The following is a 15,832-nucleotide window of genomic DNA, read 5'->3' as shown; positions in this document are numbered from 1 at the left end:
CCCACGCATAATTCCCAAATTTATTTCTTTCGCAATCAAGCGGAAGAATCGAAACAAAAAGGTCTTCCATGAGTTGGCTTGAAAAGATTCTAGAAAAAAGCAACATCGTAACATCTCGTAAAGCGTCTATCCCTGAGGGTGTTTGGACTAAATGTACTTCTTGTGAGCAGGTTCTTTACCATGCTGAGCTAGAGCGTAACCTAGAAGTATGTCCAAAATGTGATCATCACATGCGCATGAAAGCACGTCGTCGTCTGGATACATTCCTAGACAAAGGTGAGCGTGTTGAACTAGGTACTGATCTTGAGCCACAAGATAAGCTGAAATTTAAAGATTCTAAGCGTTACAAAGAACGTATCTCTGCTGCACAGAAAAACAGTGGTGAGACAGACGCACTAGTAGCTATGAAAGGCGAACTGCTTGGTTTACCTATCGTAGCGTGTGCTTTTGAATTCTCATTCATGGGCGGCTCAATGGGTTCTGTTGTAGGTGCTCGTTTTGTGAAAGCGGTTGATGCTGCTATCGAGAACAACTGTGGTTTAGTGTGTTTCTCTGCAAGTGGTGGTGCTCGTATGCAAGAGGCATTGATGTCTCTAATGCAAATGGCGAAAACCAGTGCAGCGCTTGAGCGTTTATCTGCGAAAGGCCTACCGTTTGTTTCAGTCATGACTGATCCAACAATGGGTGGTGTTTCTGCAAGTTTGGCAATGCTTGGTGATATCAACATTGGTGAGCCAAAAGCTCTGATCGGTTTTGCTGGACGTCGTGTAATCGAACAAACTGTACGTGAAGACCTTCCTGAGGGTTTCCAACGCAGTGAGTTCCTACTAGACCACGGTGCTATCGACATGATTGTTGACCGTCGTGAGATGCGTCAGCGCGTTGCAAGCCTTGTTGCTAAAATGACCAATCAGCCTTCACCATTAGTAGTTTCTGTGAACGATTCACCGAATGAAGCTACTTATGAAGTACCAGAAGCGCCAGAAAAAGGGTAAAGTACCTTCTAACAAACCAACTTAATTATGGTTATGAGTTAGATGAGTCAACAACCTATTCCTCAAGCCACATCCTCTTTGGAGATGTGGCTTGAGTATTTATCAAACATCCACACAACCGCTATTGATCTTGGATTAGACCGAGTTCAGGCCGTCGCCTCTAAGGCAAACCTCACCAAACCTGCTCAACATGTTATTACTGTTGCCGGAACCAATGGCAAAGGCTCAACATGTGCACTGATGGAAGCGATTCTATTGGACGCTGGTTACTCAGTTGGTGTCTACAGCTCCCCTCACTTAATTCGCTATAACGAACGTGTTCGTATCAACGGCCAAGATCTATCTGATGAAAAGATGGTTCAGTCTTTCGATTTCATTGAGAAAGAGCGTGGCGAAATCAGCCTGAGTTTTTTCGAATATGGCACTTTAGCGGCGTTACGCGCATTTCAAACTGAAGCGGTTGATGTTGTGCTTTTAGAAGTGGGTTTAGGCGGGCGTTTAGACGCGACCAATATCGTTGAGCATGATGTTTCTGTGATTACTAGTTTGGCTGTCGACCATGTTGACTGGCTAGGTGATGACATCAATGTGATTGGCTTTGAGAAAGCGGGCATTTATCGTAGTGGTAAACCCGCTATCTGTGGTCAACCCAAGCCACCGGCTACGGTTGCAGCGCACGCTGATGACATTAAGGCTGAGTTCTACCAAGTCGGTATTCAATACACTTATGATGTTGACGGTGATACGTGGAACTGGCGCAGTGGTGCATTCCAACTAGAATCGCTACCTATTCCAAGCCTGCCGTTACCTAACGCCGCAACAGCGTTGATGGCATTGGGCACATCAGAGCTTAGTATTAGCGACGTGAACGTGGTTAACGGCATGAAGAATGCGCAGCTTCCAGGTCGTATGCAGCAAATTAGCGAACAACCCGTGATTGTGCTTGATGTGGCGCACAACCCGCATTCCGCTGAATACTTTGCGCAGCAAGTTACGAAGAAGTATGCAGATAAAAATTTACACGTTGTAGTCGCCATGCTTCATGACAAAGATATCCCAGCGACATTGGAAGTATTAGCGCCAATCGCAACTCATTGGTATCCAGCTTCATTGCAAGGGCCACGCGCTGCGACAGCCGCTGAACTCTGTCAAAGCCTACCAGAAGGCGTAGAACAGCATTCAAACCCTGTCACAGCGTTTGAAGCGGCTTTAGCTTCTGTTAAAGGTGACGATGTTGTGTTGGTTGTCGGTTCTTTCCATACCGTAGGTGAAGTGTTGGAGCATTGGCAGAAAAAAGGAAACTAAATGGCAAGTAAATTCCAAAGCCGATTAGTCGGCACCATCATTTTAGTGGCCATTGGCGTGATTGTATTACCCGATGTGCTAGATGGTAAGAAGCTCCACTATAAAGAAGAGTTTGCAAGCATTCCGATTAAGCCTGAGCTTGATAGTAATGTTGAAGTGTTTGAAGTACTCGATCCCGTTGAAGATCAGATAGCGCTACCGGATTCGCCAGTTGAGCAAGTGGTTGAAAGTGGTCGTACTGATAATTCAAACACGCAAACTGCGTCTTCTTCTAATGATAAAGAAGCAGACAAAGTGGCAGTGGTGGTTAAGCAGGTACCAGAAAAAAATGAATACCAAGACAGCGCTTGGATCATTCAATTGATGGCTTTAAAGAATGCTGACAACGCAAAAAACGTTGTTAAGGATTTGCAGAAGCGTGGTTACCAAGCTCATACCAAGCAAGAAAAAACTTTTACGCGAGTAATTATCGGCCCGGATGTGTCTAAATCCAAACTTGAGCGACAAATTAAGGAATTAGAAAAAATTACGGGTTCAAAAGGCCAATTGCTCAAATTTAAACCGTTAAATCCATAAGAAAACGTTTGCGTCAGCATTTTTTCTGTTAAAATGCGCGCCAACTTAAGATGAAGAATTCATGAATTGGTTAGATTTTGTCATTTTAGGCGTGATCGGCTTCTCTGCCGTGATCAGTTTAGTTCGTGGTTTCGCGAAAGAAGCCTTGTCACTCGTTATTTGGTTTGGAGCATTTTTCATTGCTAGCCAGTACTACGCTAAATTAGCGATGTACTTCACCAATATCGAAGATGAGATGTTTCGAAACGGAACTGCGATAGCAGCATTGTTTGTTGCAACGTTAGTTGTTGGTGCCTTAGTTAACTATGTCATCGGTCAGCTAGTTCAGAAAACAGGCCTGTCAGGTACAGACAGAATCCTCGGTGTCGTCTTTGGTGGCTTACGTGGTGTTTTGATTGTTTCTGCAGTGTTGTTTTTCATGGATGCGTTTACTGCATTCCCAAGTTCTGAGTGGTGGAAGAATTCGCAATTGGTTCCGGAATTTAGTCGAATCATTGCGCCGTTCTTCGAGCATTTACAAGCAACATCTAGTTTCTTATCTGGCGCGCTCTAGCGCCAGTTAATGTCGAAAAATCGAGGATTAGGACATGTGTGGTATTGTTGGAATCGTGGGTTCAACACCTGTAAACCAGTCTATTTATGACGCTTTAACGGTATTGCAGCATCGTGGCCAAGATGCCGCTGGTATTTGTACCATAGAAAGCAATCGTTTCCGTCTGCGTAAGGCGAACGGTTTAGTAAAAGATGTTTTTGAAGCAAAACACATGCAGCGCCTACAAGGTGAAGTTGGTATTGGCCATGTTCGTTATCCTACTGCGGGTAGTTCAAGTGCGTCTGAAGCTCAGCCTTTCTACGTAAACTCTCCTTTTGGCATTACGTTGGCGCACAACGGTAACCTGACGAACGCAAACGAAGTTCGTGAGAAGTTGTTCGAAAAAGACCGTCGTCATGTAAACACAACCTCTGACTCTGAAGTTCTACTGAACGTATTAGCTCATGAGATCGATACCGTTAAAGGTAACGTAACTTCAGATGACGTTTTCCGCGCTGTGGCAAATGTGCACCGTACAATTCGTGGTGCTTATGCCGTAACTGCGATGATCATCGGCCACGGTATGATCGCATTCCGTGACCCACATGGTATTCGTCCACTGTGTCTTGGTAAGCGTGAAGTTCAAGGTAAAACAGAGTACATGGTTGCGTCTGAATCGGTAGCACTCGATGCTGTTGGTTTCGACTTCATGCGCGACGTAGCACCAGGTGAAGCTATCTACGCAACCTTCGACGGTGAGCTTTTCACTAAGCAATGCGCAGACAACCCACAACTGAACCCATGTATCTTTGAGTTCGTATACTTTGCACGTCCAGATTCATTCATCGACAAAATCTCGGTTTACAGCGCACGCGTTGAGATGGGTGAGATGCTAGGTAAGCGTATTAAAGAAGAGTATGCAGACTTAGACATTGATGTGGTTATCCCAATTCCTGAAACATCGAACGATATTGCGCTACGCATCGCTCAAGCGATCAATAAGCCATACCGTCAAGGTTTCGTGAAAAACCGTTATGTTGGCCGTACGTTCATCATGCCTGGTCAACAACAGCGTAAGAAGTCAGTTCGTCGTAAGCTCAACGCAATCCGTTCTGAATTTAAAGATAAGAACGTTCTATTGGTTGATGACTCCATCGTTCGCGGTACCACATCAGAGCAAATCATTGAGATGGCTCGTGATTCGGGTGCTAACAAAGTCTTCATGGTTTCAGCAGCTCCAGAGGTTCGCTTCCCTAACGTTTACGGCATCGATATGCCGAGCGCAACTGAGCTGATTGCTCATGGTCGTGACAACGAAACGATTTGTAAGCAGATTGGCGCAGACGCTTTGATCTTCCAAACGCTACCAGACTTAATCTCTGCAGTAGGTATGGGCAACCAAGACATCTCTCGTTTTGATACTTCTGTATTTAACGGTGAGTATGTAACGGGCGATATTGACCAAGCGTACCTAGATTTCCTAGACTCTTTGCGTAACGACGATTCAAAGGTTCAACGTGAGATCCAACAGGATCTAGCGAACTTAGAGCTACACAACGAAGGCGCTTAGTTTTCGTTAGTATTGAAAATATAAAAAACCAGAGCATCGGCTCTGGTTTTTTTTGTTTTTGAGATAGGGGGGTAATCTAATGAATGTGGTACGCGATCACAAAATCAATAAACAATCTCACCTTCTCTGGTAGATGGTCTTTGTGGTTATAAAGCATGTAAATATCACGAGGGTTAGCGCTCCAGTCTTCTAAGACTTGCACTAAGCTGCCATCTTCAATGTATTCACGAATCATCACGTCAGGCATTAGGGTAATACCTAGGCCTTCTGAGCACGCTTGTCTCACGACATTAAGCGCATTAGCGTTGAAACGGCCTTTCTCGCTATTCACCACCGTCTCTTCATTCGAATTACTCAGCTGCCACTTAATCAGCGGGTAGCCTTTAAGTAGCGAATGGTTCGCTAGCTCTTCAGCATGGCTTGGAGCTGGGTTCTTCGCTAAGTACTCAGGGCTCGCGATAAGAATATCTTTGACTTCACTGATTTTTCGAGCGATTAGGCTTGAATCACGCTGTGGGCCGACACGGAAAATTACGTCCCACTCAGTCGGATCCAGCTGATCCGCTTGGTTGTTCATCATCAGCTCAATATTGATATCAGGGTATTGAGTCATGAATTCACTGAACATTGGCATCATCATGCGCTTGGTCAGGTTTGAGGGTGCCGTAATACGAATCTTACCGGAAGCGCCTTTGCACACGTCAGTTAACTCTTCTGCAGTAGAAGAGAGACGTTGCAACAGCGGAGAGCATTCATTGAAGAAACGTTCGCCTGCCTCTGTTAAAGAAAGTTTACGCGCGTGTCTATTGAGAAGCCTAAGGTTCAAAGAATCTTCTAAGGCTTGGATGCGTCGTGTGATGGTCGCAACCGGAATCATAGTCTTGCGCGATGTTGCGGTGTAGCTCCCATTTTCAACGACGAGTCGAAAGAGGTTTAAATCATCTAATTTCATAAATCCAGACACATTTGTTTACAATCTCATCTAATTTATACGTAACAGTGAGATCAATGTTTGCGTTACGTCAACTCGTTGCACTATTTACAAGTATTCCAACCCTCGTCACGAATTACCAGTAAAGAGTGCAAATTTGTGTATTTAGCATTTTATTACTAAGTTTTATATTAGTTCTTAGAACAGATAACAATAATAATTCGACTTAGTTTTGTGAGGTTATAGATTATGTACAAAACTCACAGTCAGCCAGTAATGACCTCGGCTCAGGAAGTAATTAACCCAAAATGCGTGATGTTGGTTGATGATGATCCTATTTTTCGCCGTATAACCAGCGCGTACCTAGACAAGGTCGGTTATAAAGTGGTTGAGGCTGAAAATGGACTGGACGCTTTGCAGAAACTTAGAGACTCAGCGCCAGATTTAATTGTGTGTGACTTATCAATGCCAATACTTGATGGCATCGAGCTTGTGGAAGAGCTCAGTTTAGAGTACCCGTCACTGCCTATGATCGTGGTGTCTGGCACTGATGATATGTCTGATGTGGCGAAAGCCTTGCGATTTGGTATTAAAGACTTCTTAGCGAAACCGTTAGAGGATCACCGTCACCTAGGAAGTGCGATTGCGAATACATTGACAGATTCGTTCGATAACATTTCAGACCAACGAGATTTTTCGAGTCAGTGGTTCTGTGTGGATGACGGGGGAGAGATCCCTGAAGACCAAGAACTGCATTGGCATCTGAATTACCTTCAAGATAATCCAAGCGCAGCAAAAGACTTACTGCATGCGTTGCTTCCAGAGAAAGATACGCGACAAGGATCATGGCGTTGCAGTTACCGGTTACTGCAATCAACAGAGATGATGCCACTTGTGTTTGATTATGCGTGGATGATGAACGGGCAGTTTGCTTTTTACCTCGTCGATTCGTCTTCTGCTGATAATGGTAGTTCAGCGTCAACATTGTTGGTGAGAGCCTTATTCCACGATTACATAAGAAATCGAAAAGATTTTAATGTTGATCTCAAAGATATTGCCGAGATTTTAGAGAAGGGGATTGAGTGCTCGAAATGCGCAACGCCCGTTAACGCTTTGTTTGGTGTCGCCAATCTTGCCGAGGGTACTATCTCTATTTTGCCTGCGGGTTTAGATGGACAATGGTCGAATGGTGAATTGAATCAACATATTGCGGCGGGTGAACGCTTGGGCGAGAACTGCAAGAAGAACTTTATTACGCGGGACCTTCCGATCGAACAGGGCTGCCAACTTTCGTTGAGCCTACTTGGATCGGCAAGTTTCAGTTTAGACATACACCAAGGGTCTACTGATTAACCCTATATTTCCTCGGTTTTTGTGAATAATTGATTAAGGTATAGTTGCGCAAATGGTGTGGCTATGCCTTTTTTGTTAAATGTCGATTTAGCAAAGCGGGTTTGGTTCGCCGGATACTTACCTTTACTAACAAAAACAAGAAGCAATCATGGCAGATAACAAAGACTTTCAAGACCCGTTTAATGTATTCTACTTTTTAGGATTTTTAGCCGCATTTTTAATGATTCCATTGCTACCAGCAACACTTACGTTGATCCGTGTATTCAATGGTTACGCAACATTCTAGTTAAGCTGTCGTCGCCGGTTGGTGACAGCTAACTCAAGGGGGCCACAATTAGCGTTCGAGTTCTAAGCCTCAATATTGCAGGTGGCCTTTGTATATTTCTCGCAGTTCTAGGGATAGTTTTGCCCGTTCTGCCAACCACTCCTTTTCTCCTTCTTGCTAGCGCGTGTTTTATGCGAAGCAATCCGAAAGTTCATAAATGGATGCATGAGCACAAAACGCTGGGTCCTTTGCTGAACAATTGGTATCAACACGGTGCCGTCACCAAACAAGTTAAAACGCGTGGCGTATTCTTTATCTTGTTGAGTTTTGCGTTATCCATCTACTTTGCCCCTATCATTTGGGTCAAGGCTTTCCTAATTTGTGTACTTGTTATTCTTCTCACATGGTTTATGCGACTTCCAACCCATGAGTTGGTTGCTGACAGCAAAGAAAATCACTACCATTAAGCCAGTGTGCCTGTTTGTATAGCGGGCGTTTATTATTTCAGCAATCAGAGTTATGACTCTCGTTGCAATGAATACCAATCGTACCTTTCCTTAATTCCAAGCGTTGATGTTTGATTCGTTAACGAGAGTTTGGAAAGCGGCCTAATGAAGTGCATAAGATTATGAACACAGAAAAAATCTCTCTGATCAAAGCAAGCATCAAAAGCATTCCTGATTACCCTAAAGCGGGTATTTTGTTCCGTGACGTAACAAGCTTGATGGAAGACCCAGCGGCTTACAAAGCGACAATCGACCTGCTAGCGGAAACATATAAGGACATGGGCTTTACTAAGATCGTTGGTACTGAAGCTCGTGGTTTCCTATTTGGTGCGCCTCTTGCACTTGAGCTAGGTGTTGGCTTCATTCCTGTTCGTAAGCCGGGCAAGCTGCCTCGTCAAACTGTGGCGCAATCTTATGAGCTTGAGTACGGCACCGACACTCTAGAAATCCATACTGATGCTATCGTTGAAGGCGATAAAGTGCTTATGGTTGATGATTTGCTAGCAACGGGCGGTACGATTGAAGCAACAACAAAGTTGATTCGTCAGCTTGGTGGTGTGGTAGAACACGCTGCATTTGTTATTAACCTTCCAGAAATCGGTGGTGACAAGCGCTTACAAGGCTTAGGTCTAGAAGTGTTTAGCATCTGCGAATTCGACGGTCACTAATCCTTTTCGGAATTATTCATGAGCTATCTTGCGTTAGCGCGAAAATGGCGACCAACCAAATTCAAAGAAGTGGTTGGTCAAGCCCATGTTTTAACAGCATTAGAGAATGCCCTTAGCCAGAACAGGTTGCACCACGCATATCTGTTCAGCGGTACACGAGGTGTCGGTAAAACGACCATCGGTCGTTTGTTTGCTAAGGGGCTCAACTGTGAAACAGGCATTACCTCAACACCTTGTGGTGAATGTGCAACCTGTAAAGAAATCGATGAAGGTCGCTTTGTTGATCTACTTGAGATTGATGCGGCATCACGTACTAAGGTAGAAGATACCCGCGAGCTTCTGGACAATGTTCAGTACAAGCCTGCACGTGGTCGCTTCAAGGTTTACCTAATCGATGAAGTACACATGCTTTCTAGGCACAGCTTTAACGCGCTTCTAAAGACCTTAGAAGAGCCGCCTGAGTATGTGAAATTCTTGCTCGCAACAACGGATCCACAGAAGCTTCCAGTGACGATCTTGTCGCGTTGTTTGCAGTTCCACCTTAAGCCGATCAGCGTTGATAATATTCACGAGCAGCTCGATCATATTCTTGAACAAGAAGATGTGACGTCTGAATCTCGTGCGCTTGGAATGATTGCTCATGCTGCTGATGGCAGTATGCGTGATGCGCTAAGCCTTACTGACCAAGCTATCGCTTTGGGTAATGGCAATGTCGTAACAGATACTGTTGCTCACATGCTCGGAACACTGGATACCGACCAAGCTATCCACTTGCTTGAAGCGATTAGCAGTAAGCAGCCACAGCAAGCGATGGCGTGTATCCAAAGCCTTGCTGAGAACGGTGTTGAGTGGGATGGTTTGCTGAATCAGCTTGCGACTCAACTGCATCGTCTTGCGATGTTCCAAGCTTTGCCATCTACATTAGATAAGGCACAGCCTGACGCAGAGAAGCTTGAACTACTGAGCAAAGCGCTTAGTCCACAAGACATTCAACTCTACTACCAGATCGTGTTGAAAGGTCGTGAAGACTTACCATTGTCGCCAACCGCTCGCGTTGGTATTGAGATGGTGGTTTTACGCATGTTGGCATTTAGACCGGCAGAACAAGCGGTTGCTACGGCAATCTCGACTCAGTCGACAAGCCCAGTACCAGCAGCTCAAGTTCAGAGCGTTGCTCAACCTGTGAGCCAATCTGCGCCAATGGCAGCTCCGAGACAGCCTCAGATGCAACAACAGGCGCCTCAACAGCAGCCTATGCAGCAGCAACCGGTGCAACAGGCTCCAGCACAGTATTCAGATTCGCAAGGTTACGCTGAACATTCAGGCAACCAAGGTTATCCAGAACAGGATTACCCGCATAGCCAGTATGATGCGCCTCCTGCTTATGATGAGCGTCCAAGCTACGGTGCAGAGCAGCCTCAGCAGCAACAAACGAATTATCAGAACCAGAGTCCGGTTCAACAGCCAAGCGCTGCACCTTCTGCTCCGCAAGAGCAGCCAGCGCGTGCAACTTCGCCTGTGAGTGGTTTACGCCACCAATTACGTTCTCAACGTAGAGGCAGTTCGGCAACAGAAAACAAAGGCTCGGCGCCAAAAAAGGCTAAAGCGACACCTGCTAAAACTTCAGTTCTTGATCGAGTTGCTCAGCAACACGGTGGTTCTGAGCGGGTGTCGCCAGCTTCTTTATCAGCCTCTTCGACAGAAAATGTGACCAACGATAATGAACCTTATCGCTGGAAACCGTCTAAACCTGTAGTGAAAGAGGTGAGCAAAGAGCTTACACCTACTCAGATCAAGCGTGCGTTAGAGCATATTAAGACACCAGAAATGGTCGACAAATTGCTTCAAGAGTCGATTGCTCAAGATGAATGGTCAGCCACGATTCAAAAGCTAGAGACAGCCAAGCTTGTTGAACAGTTAGCATTGAACTCAGTGTTTGCTAAAAACGACACATCAATCACTTTAACGTTAAGAGCGAGCCAAGCTCACTTGAATACGGACCGCGCGCAGAGTGAGTTATTGCAGTCTCTCAATACTGTGCTTGGAGAAGAGTGTCATTTGAGTGTTGAAATCGGTGATGGTGGAGAAACGCCGCTAGAATTACGAGAACGACTGTATCAAGGTAAGTTGAAAGACGCGTTTACCGCTTTAGAAAACGATGCCAACGTACAGTTCATTGAAAGACGTTTTGCCGCTGAACTCGACAGAGACAGCGTTCGTCCTATCTAGAACGTTTTCTTGTTTAGTGACCGGCGTATCATCCCAGATAAGCAAATCTGAGAACTGAACATCAAGGGGTTGAATCACACTGTTTTAACCCCCATTTAAGCTCGTATAGCTTAATTAATTTTAATAAACCAATTAGACCAGAGAGTATTAACATGTTTGGTAAAGGCGGTATGGGCAACATGATGAAGCAAGCCCAGCAAATGCAAGAGCGCATGCAAAAGCTTCAAGAAGAAATCGCAAATATGGAAGTTACAGGTGAGTCAGGTGCTGGCCTTGTAAAAGTAACGATCACTGGTAGCCACAGCGTTCGCCGTGTTGATATCGATGAAAGCCTAATGGAAGACGATAAAGAGATGCTTGAAGATCTTATCGCTGCTGCTTTCAACGATGCGGCTCGTCGCGTTGAAGAAACTCAAAAAGAGAAAATGGCTAGCGTAACTGGCGGAATGCAACTTCCACCAGGTATGAAGATGCCTTTCTAAGTAACTTATTCTTAAAGGTTAATTCAGGTGAGGGTTTGTGTTGAACAGGCTATTACTTGAATATTAGAACGGTTAAATATGCGTACCAGTCATATGCTGGAGCATTTGATGGAGGCCTTACGTTGTCTACCTGGGGTTGGCCCCAAGTCGGCGCAGCGTATGGCCTTTCATTTGTTACAGCGCGATAGAAAAGGTGGCCTACAATTGGCTGAAGCTCTTAGCCAAGCAATGACCGAAATTGGTCACTGTAATGAGTGCCGTACTTTTACTGAAGAAGATACTTGCCACATTTGTACCAATCCTAAACGTCAGGAAAATGGTCAAATCTGTGTAGTAGAGAGCCCTGCAGACATTGCAGCTATCGAAGCAACAGGCCAATATTCAGGCCGTTACTTTGTATTGATGGGTCACCTTTCACCACTCGATGGTATTGGTCCAAGTGACATCGGTCTCGATGTTTTGGACTACCGCCTGCGTCGTGGTGATATCTCTGAAGTAATCCTAGCGACTAACCCAACAGTTGAAGGGGAAGCGACAGCGCACTACATTGCTGAGCTATGTAATGCCCATGAAGTGAATGCAAGCCGTATCGCTCATGGTGTTCCCGTTGGTGGTGAGCTAGAGCTGGTGGATGGCACCACGCTTTCGCACTCCTTACTCGGTCGTCATAAGATCTAAAAAAGCCGCTTGGTGAATCATCACTAAGCGGCTTTTTCTTTTATTGCTTTAGACGTTTTTCAGCGCTTAATCTGAACCTCTTACCGCTTTGTATATCATCGCGCCAATTACAGCACCAATAATCGGTGCAACCCAGAATAGCCATAATTGCGAAACGGCCCAATCACCGACAAATACAGCCACGCCAGTACTTCGAGCAGGGTTCACAGAGGTGTTAGTGACAGGAATACTGATAAGGTGAATCAAGGTCAAACAGAGACCAATCGCAATGGGTGCAAACCCAGCAGGCGCTTTTGAATCAGTTGCGCCCATTATCACGAATAGGAACACCATGGTCATGACCACTTCACAGACCAGTGCAGCGGTAAGTGAATAGCCGCCCGGTGAGTGTTCACCGTAACCATTTGAAGCAAAGCCAGATGCCGCAGCGTCGAAACCTGCTTGGCCTGAAGCAATCACAAATAACACACCACCCGCGATAATACCACCAATGACCTGGGCAATAATGTAAGGTGCGACGTCTTTGGCATCAAAGCGACCACCGCTCCAAAGACCTATTGTAACTGCAGGGTTGAGATGACAACCGGATATATGGCCAATAGCAAAAGCCATGGTGAGTACGGTTAAACCAAAGGCGAGGGAAACCCCGAGTAAGCCGATACCTACATCGGGAAAAGCAGCGGCTAAGACAGCACTACCACAACCCCCTAACACTAACCAAAATGTACCGAACATTTCTGCGATATACCTATTCATAACGATCCTTATTAATCTGTACCAGTATCAACAAGATAGTTTAGATTTCGAAGAATTGTGAAATCTTGGGCATATAGGAGGAAGAAAAGGTCAGCTAATCTTAGGTTATGGCTTCTAACTCGATAAGGTTATCAAGGGCTTCTTGGTCGGTTTTACCACAAATGACAGGGCAAGCTTTGAACTGGTGACATACTTTCGGGCGTGAAGCTTGACCGAATAACTTACACAGATCTTGTTCATTTAATTGAATGCAGCGTACGCCAGCAGGCTTACCATTAGGCATTCCAGGAATAGCAGATGTAATACTTGGAGCGATACAACATGCTCCACAACCTAGACGACATTCCATCAAATTAAACTCACTAAATAACAGGGTGCGCGATAGTAGCAAAAAATGATGAGAGTGACAGCTGTTGATTGAATCAAAGAATGAACAATTATTATCCTTGAACTTTTTATGGGCTAGCGGTATAACACGCACCCCAGTAAAAGAGTAAGAAGTAATCCTATGACGAATCCATTTTGGCAAGAAAAGACACTAGAACAGATGACCGAGAATGAGTGGGAATCACTTTGCGACGGTTGTGGTAAGTGCTGCCTGCATAAACTAATGGATGAAGATAGCGATGAAGTTTACTACACCAATGTGGCGTGTAGCTGGTTAAACGACAAAACATGTTCGTGTAAAGACTACCCGAACCGCTTCACTTCAGGTGAAGAGTGTTTGAAGCTGACTCGTGACAAGATCGATGAGTTTCACTGGCTACCAGACACTTGTGCTTACCGTCTTCTATCAGAATCTAAGCCGATCCCTGAGTGGCACCCATTGATCACCGGTTCAAAAGCAGAGATGCATGCAGCAGGTGAAAGTGTACGCAACAAAGTGGTATACGAAATTGATGTTGTCGATTGGGAAGACCACATCTTAAACCACCCGAACCGTTAGTTGCTTATTAATAGCAAATGACCCGAATAAAAAAAGGCTCACATTTCTGTGAGCCTTTGTCGTATTTAGGAGGGTCCAAATCAATGGACTGTGTCATGGCTAATGTCAAGCAAGCGGTAAGTCTGCAACCACCTGGTTGAACGTGATACGAGCATTCTGAGCTTGCTCAGATAACTCGATCTTTTTCGCTTGTGCGGCACTAAGATTACTCTCGGCCTGCTCAAGTGCTTGTTGTAGGTTCTCTGGTAACTCGTGAGTTTCCATTTGTGAACCTTGTTCTAGCACATAAGCGCGAATTTCTTTCTTCACTGCGGCAAGTTCTGTGTAAGCAACACGCTCAAGTTCTGCAGCTTCTTGTGCTGCATCTCTCTCTTTCTCAAATTGAGCCAGCGCCATACCTTCTGCAGACCAAGGGTCCATGTCTGGCAGTTCTTCGATGTTGATCGTTGGTTCGATATACGCATCTTGATGGCGTAGATCGAGGTTTGTCGCACGAACCGCTGAAATCATCAACATTACAGAGATAGCCAGCAGCGGTAAGCCACCAACAATCGCCGCTGTTTGTAGAGTACTTAGACCGCCTAAGAACATCAGGATCGTTGGCAAAAACGACAGAGTAAATGCCCAGAACATACGGTTCCAACGCATTGGTTCTTCTGTCACATTGTTTTGAACCACAGACGCAAGAATGTATGAGATAGAGTCAAACGTCGTTGCTGTAAAGATGATACAAAGCAAAGTGAATACTGCGATAACTAGCGTGCTCATTGGCAGTTGTGCAAGCATCGAGAAGATAGCTTTGGTTGCGCCTTCTGCATTCAGGATGGCAACCACATCTAGCTCACCAGAAAGCTGAAGTGATAAGCCGTAGTTACCTAGAATCATGAAGAATAAGAAACAACCTAGAGAACCGAAGAAGATAGAACCTGACACCATTTGTTTGATGGTTCTGCCGCGAGAGATACGCGCAACAAACAGACCCATACTCGGTGCAAATACTAGCCACCATGCCCAGTAGAAAATCGTCCAGTCTTGTGGGAAGTGAGTGTTTTCGAATGTACCGTAGCCACCAAATGGTTCAGCCCACGTTGCCATCACGAAGAAGTTAGACAGTAGACGACCAATTGAGTCTAACCCCGTTTCTAACATGAAGATTGTTGGACCTGCAATCAGAACGAAAGCCAGTAGGCCCATCGCACCCCAGAAGTTGATGTTACTTAGGATCTTGATGCCTTTTTCCAATCCAGCATAAGATGAGTAAGCAAAAATCGCAGTACACACTAAAAGCACCATCACTTGCGTTAGGTTATTTTTAGGTAGACCAAATAGGTGATTCAGACCTTCAGTGATAAGAGGAGCGGCTAAACCTAGCGTTGTTGCAGCGCCGCCTAATAGACCGAAAATGAAAAGGATATCGACGATTTTTCCAGGTACGCCTTTACTGCGGTGTTCACCAAGAACAGGCATTAACGCACTAGAGATCTTTAGAACTGGCTGTTTACGTACATAGAAGAAGTAAGCGATAGGAATCGCAGGGATCAGATAGATAGACCAAGCGATTGGTCCCCAGTGGAACAGACCGTAAGTTGCCGCCCAACGAACTGCTTCTTCACTGCCAGGTTCTAGTTGGAAAGGCGGTGATTGGTAGTAGTAAGCCCACTCAATACAGCCCCAGTACAAGATACTTGCACCGATACCGCCACAAAATAGCATTGCAGCCCATGATGCTGTTTTGAATTCAGGCTCTTCATCGGCTTCGCCTAGTTTAATTTGTCCCATATCACTGAACACAACGTAAACCATAAATGCACAGGCAGCGAGGCCTAGCGCAAGATATAGAAATCCTAGTTGATCCGTCATGAATGTTTTCGCAACCGCAATCCAGTCTGCGCCCTGAGCTGGGAACAAAATGAGCGGGAAAACTATCGTGAGTAGGAGTGCAATCGCACCAAAGAAGGTAGGCTTATCAATAAGCTCAAAAGTGTTTTTCACGAGTATTATTCCATTAAAATGAGAGCGGAATTATGGAATGAACTCGTT

The 15,832-nt window shown here is 45.2% G+C and carries 17 protein-coding genes; 13 read left to right on the top strand and 4 right to left on the bottom strand.

Translation table 11 applies throughout. The features are described 5' to 3' along the window. The first annotated feature begins 68 nt into the window (after positions 1-68). The 5 genes from accD (at position 69) to purF (ending at position 4,978) form a co-directional block, all read left to right on the top strand. Positions 69-995: an acetyl-CoA carboxylase, carboxyltransferase subunit beta gene (gene accD / locus MSG35_RS17920; RefSeq protein ID WP_010436898.1), complete on the top strand. Its 927-nt coding sequence runs from the start codon at positions 69-71 to the stop codon at positions 993-995. A 42-nt stretch (positions 996-1,037) separates the two neighbouring features. Beyond that, entirely contained in the window at positions 1,038-2,300 is a 1,263-nt protein-coding gene (gene folC / locus MSG35_RS17915; protein WP_248384664.1) for a bifunctional tetrahydrofolate synthase/dihydrofolate synthase, read from the top strand. Continuing rightward, positions 2,301-2,876 carry an SPOR domain-containing protein gene (locus MSG35_RS17910; RefSeq protein WP_248384663.1) on the top strand — a complete coding sequence of 192 codons (576 nt, stop codon included), beginning with the start codon at positions 2,301-2,303 and terminating at the stop codon, positions 2,874-2,876. A 61-nt stretch (positions 2,877-2,937) separates the two neighbouring features. Beyond that, positions 2,938-3,429, top strand: a complete 492-nt coding sequence (locus MSG35_RS17905; RefSeq protein WP_009848678.1) for a CvpA family protein — start codon at positions 2,938-2,940, stop codon at positions 3,427-3,429. A 34-nt stretch (positions 3,430-3,463) separates the two neighbouring features. Next, positions 3,464-4,978 carry an amidophosphoribosyltransferase gene (purF, locus tag MSG35_RS17900; protein WP_050651596.1) on the top strand — a complete coding sequence of 505 codons (1,515 nt, stop codon included), beginning with the start codon at positions 3,464-3,466 and terminating at the stop codon, positions 4,976-4,978. Positions 4,979-5,054: 76 nt separating this feature from the next. Here the strand turns inward: purF and MSG35_RS17895 are convergent, their stop codons facing one another. Beyond that, positions 5,055-5,930, bottom strand: coding sequence for a LysR family transcriptional regulator (locus MSG35_RS17895; protein ID WP_017067604.1), 876 nt, complete (start codon positions 5,928-5,930; stop codon positions 5,055-5,057). Positions 5,931-6,158: 228 nt separating this feature from the next. Between MSG35_RS17895 and MSG35_RS17890 the strand changes: the two genes are divergently transcribed. The 7 genes from MSG35_RS17890 to recR all read left to right on the top strand — a co-directional run bounded on the left by MSG35_RS17890 (position 6,159) and on the right by recR (position 12,090). Further along, positions 6,159-7,262: a response regulator gene (locus tag MSG35_RS17890; RefSeq protein ID WP_248384662.1), complete on the top strand. Its 1,104-nt coding sequence runs from the start codon at positions 6,159-6,161 to the stop codon at positions 7,260-7,262. Between the two features lie 148 nt (positions 7,263-7,410). After that, positions 7,411-7,548: a hypothetical protein gene (locus tag MSG35_RS17885; RefSeq protein WP_017067606.1), complete on the top strand. Its 138-nt coding sequence runs from the start codon at positions 7,411-7,413 to the stop codon at positions 7,546-7,548. Between the two features lie 74 nt (positions 7,549-7,622). Continuing rightward, positions 7,623-7,994 (top strand): YbaN family protein, encoded by a 372-nt coding sequence (locus MSG35_RS17880; protein ID WP_029225617.1) that lies wholly within the window; start codon positions 7,623-7,625, stop codon positions 7,992-7,994. Between the two features lie 161 nt (positions 7,995-8,155). Then, positions 8,156-8,701: an adenine phosphoribosyltransferase gene (gene apt / locus MSG35_RS17875; protein ID WP_017101994.1), complete on the top strand. Its 546-nt coding sequence runs from the start codon at positions 8,156-8,158 to the stop codon at positions 8,699-8,701. Positions 8,702-8,719: 18 nt separating this feature from the next. Continuing rightward, positions 8,720-10,930: a DNA polymerase III subunit gamma/tau gene (gene dnaX / locus MSG35_RS17870; RefSeq protein WP_248384661.1), complete on the top strand. Its 2,211-nt coding sequence runs from the start codon at positions 8,720-8,722 to the stop codon at positions 10,928-10,930. Between the two features lie 152 nt (positions 10,931-11,082). After that, complete coding sequence (locus MSG35_RS17865) at positions 11,083-11,412, top strand: YbaB/EbfC family nucleoid-associated protein (protein ID WP_017062338.1); 330 nt, start codon at positions 11,083-11,085, stop codon at positions 11,410-11,412. A gap of 78 nt (positions 11,413-11,490) precedes the next feature. Continuing rightward, the gene (recR, locus tag MSG35_RS17860) at positions 11,491-12,090 is read left to right on the top strand and encodes a recombination mediator RecR (RefSeq protein WP_019823189.1); all 600 of its coding nucleotides are present in this window, start codon (positions 11,491-11,493) and stop codon (positions 12,088-12,090) included. A gap of 66 nt (positions 12,091-12,156) precedes the next feature. Here recR and aqpZ read toward each other — a convergent pair whose 3' ends face one another. Continuing rightward, the gene (aqpZ, locus tag MSG35_RS17855; RefSeq protein WP_048610468.1) at positions 12,157-12,846 is read right to left on the bottom strand and encodes an aquaporin Z; all 690 of its coding nucleotides are present in this window, start codon (positions 12,844-12,846) and stop codon (positions 12,157-12,159) included. Between the two features lie 100 nt (positions 12,847-12,946). Further along, the gene (locus MSG35_RS17850) at positions 12,947-13,195 is read right to left on the bottom strand and encodes a YkgJ family cysteine cluster protein (RefSeq protein ID WP_065677683.1); all 249 of its coding nucleotides are present in this window, start codon (positions 13,193-13,195) and stop codon (positions 12,947-12,949) included. 159 nt (positions 13,196-13,354) lie between these two features. Here MSG35_RS17850 and MSG35_RS17845 point away from each other — a divergent pair, with 159 nt between their 5' ends. Beyond that, positions 13,355-13,792 carry a YcgN family cysteine cluster protein gene (locus tag MSG35_RS17845; RefSeq protein ID WP_048610470.1) on the top strand — a complete coding sequence of 146 codons (438 nt, stop codon included), beginning with the start codon at positions 13,355-13,357 and terminating at the stop codon, positions 13,790-13,792. A 105-nt stretch (positions 13,793-13,897) separates the two neighbouring features. Here the strand turns inward: MSG35_RS17845 and MSG35_RS17840 are convergent, their stop codons facing one another. Next, a complete protein-coding gene (locus MSG35_RS17840; protein ID WP_248366474.1) occupies positions 13,898-15,784 on the bottom strand; it encodes a BCCT family transporter in 1,887 nt (628 codons plus the stop codon). Between the last annotated feature and the right edge of the window lie 48 nt (positions 15,785-15,832).

It is taken from the genome of Vibrio sp. 1CM23M (genome assembly GCF_023161755.1).
GTDB classification, from domain to species: domain Bacteria; phylum Pseudomonadota; class Gammaproteobacteria; order Enterobacterales; family Vibrionaceae; genus Vibrio; species Vibrio coralliirubri.
The sequence above is the reverse complement of the archived record's forward strand: the minus strand, read 5'-3'. Positions and strand labels throughout refer to the sequence as shown.

Bases quoted from the DNA above. Each gene is read 5' to 3' on its own strand.
- MSG35_RS17850 (WP_065677683.1), bottom strand. From the start codon at position 13,195: ATGGAATGTCGTCTAGGTTGTGGAGCATGTTGTATCGCTCCAAGTATT.
- aqpZ (WP_048610468.1), bottom strand. From the start codon at position 12,846: ATGAATAGGTATATCGCAGAAATGTTCGGTACATTTTGGTTAGTGTTA.
- folC (WP_248384664.1), top strand. From the start codon at position 1,038: ATGAGTCAACAACCTATTCCTCAAGCCACATCCTCTTTGGAGATGTGG.
- apt (WP_017101994.1), top strand. From the start codon at position 8,156: ATGAACACAGAAAAAATCTCTCTGATCAAAGCAAGCATCAAAAGCATT.
- MSG35_RS17895 (WP_017067604.1), bottom strand. From the start codon at position 5,930: ATGAAATTAGATGATTTAAACCTCTTTCGACTCGTCGTTGAAAATGGG.
- MSG35_RS17910 (WP_248384663.1), top strand. From the start codon at position 2,301: ATGGCAAGTAAATTCCAAAGCCGATTAGTCGGCACCATCATTTTAGTG.
- MSG35_RS17885 (WP_017067606.1), top strand. From the start codon at position 7,411: ATGGCAGATAACAAAGACTTTCAAGACCCGTTTAATGTATTCTACTTT.
- recR (WP_019823189.1), top strand. From the start codon at position 11,491: ATGCGTACCAGTCATATGCTGGAGCATTTGATGGAGGCCTTACGTTGT.
- accD (WP_010436898.1), top strand. From the start codon at position 69: ATGAGTTGGCTTGAAAAGATTCTAGAAAAAAGCAACATCGTAACATCT.
- MSG35_RS17905 (WP_009848678.1), top strand. From the start codon at position 2,938: ATGAATTGGTTAGATTTTGTCATTTTAGGCGTGATCGGCTTCTCTGCC.
- dnaX (WP_248384661.1), top strand. From the start codon at position 8,720: ATGAGCTATCTTGCGTTAGCGCGAAAATGGCGACCAACCAAATTCAAA.
- MSG35_RS17890 (WP_248384662.1), top strand. From the start codon at position 6,159: ATGTACAAAACTCACAGTCAGCCAGTAATGACCTCGGCTCAGGAAGTA.
- purF (WP_050651596.1), top strand. From the start codon at position 3,464: ATGTGTGGTATTGTTGGAATCGTGGGTTCAACACCTGTAAACCAGTCT.
- MSG35_RS17845 (WP_048610470.1), top strand. From the start codon at position 13,355: ATGACGAATCCATTTTGGCAAGAAAAGACACTAGAACAGATGACCGAG.
- MSG35_RS17865 (WP_017062338.1), top strand. From the start codon at position 11,083: ATGTTTGGTAAAGGCGGTATGGGCAACATGATGAAGCAAGCCCAGCAA.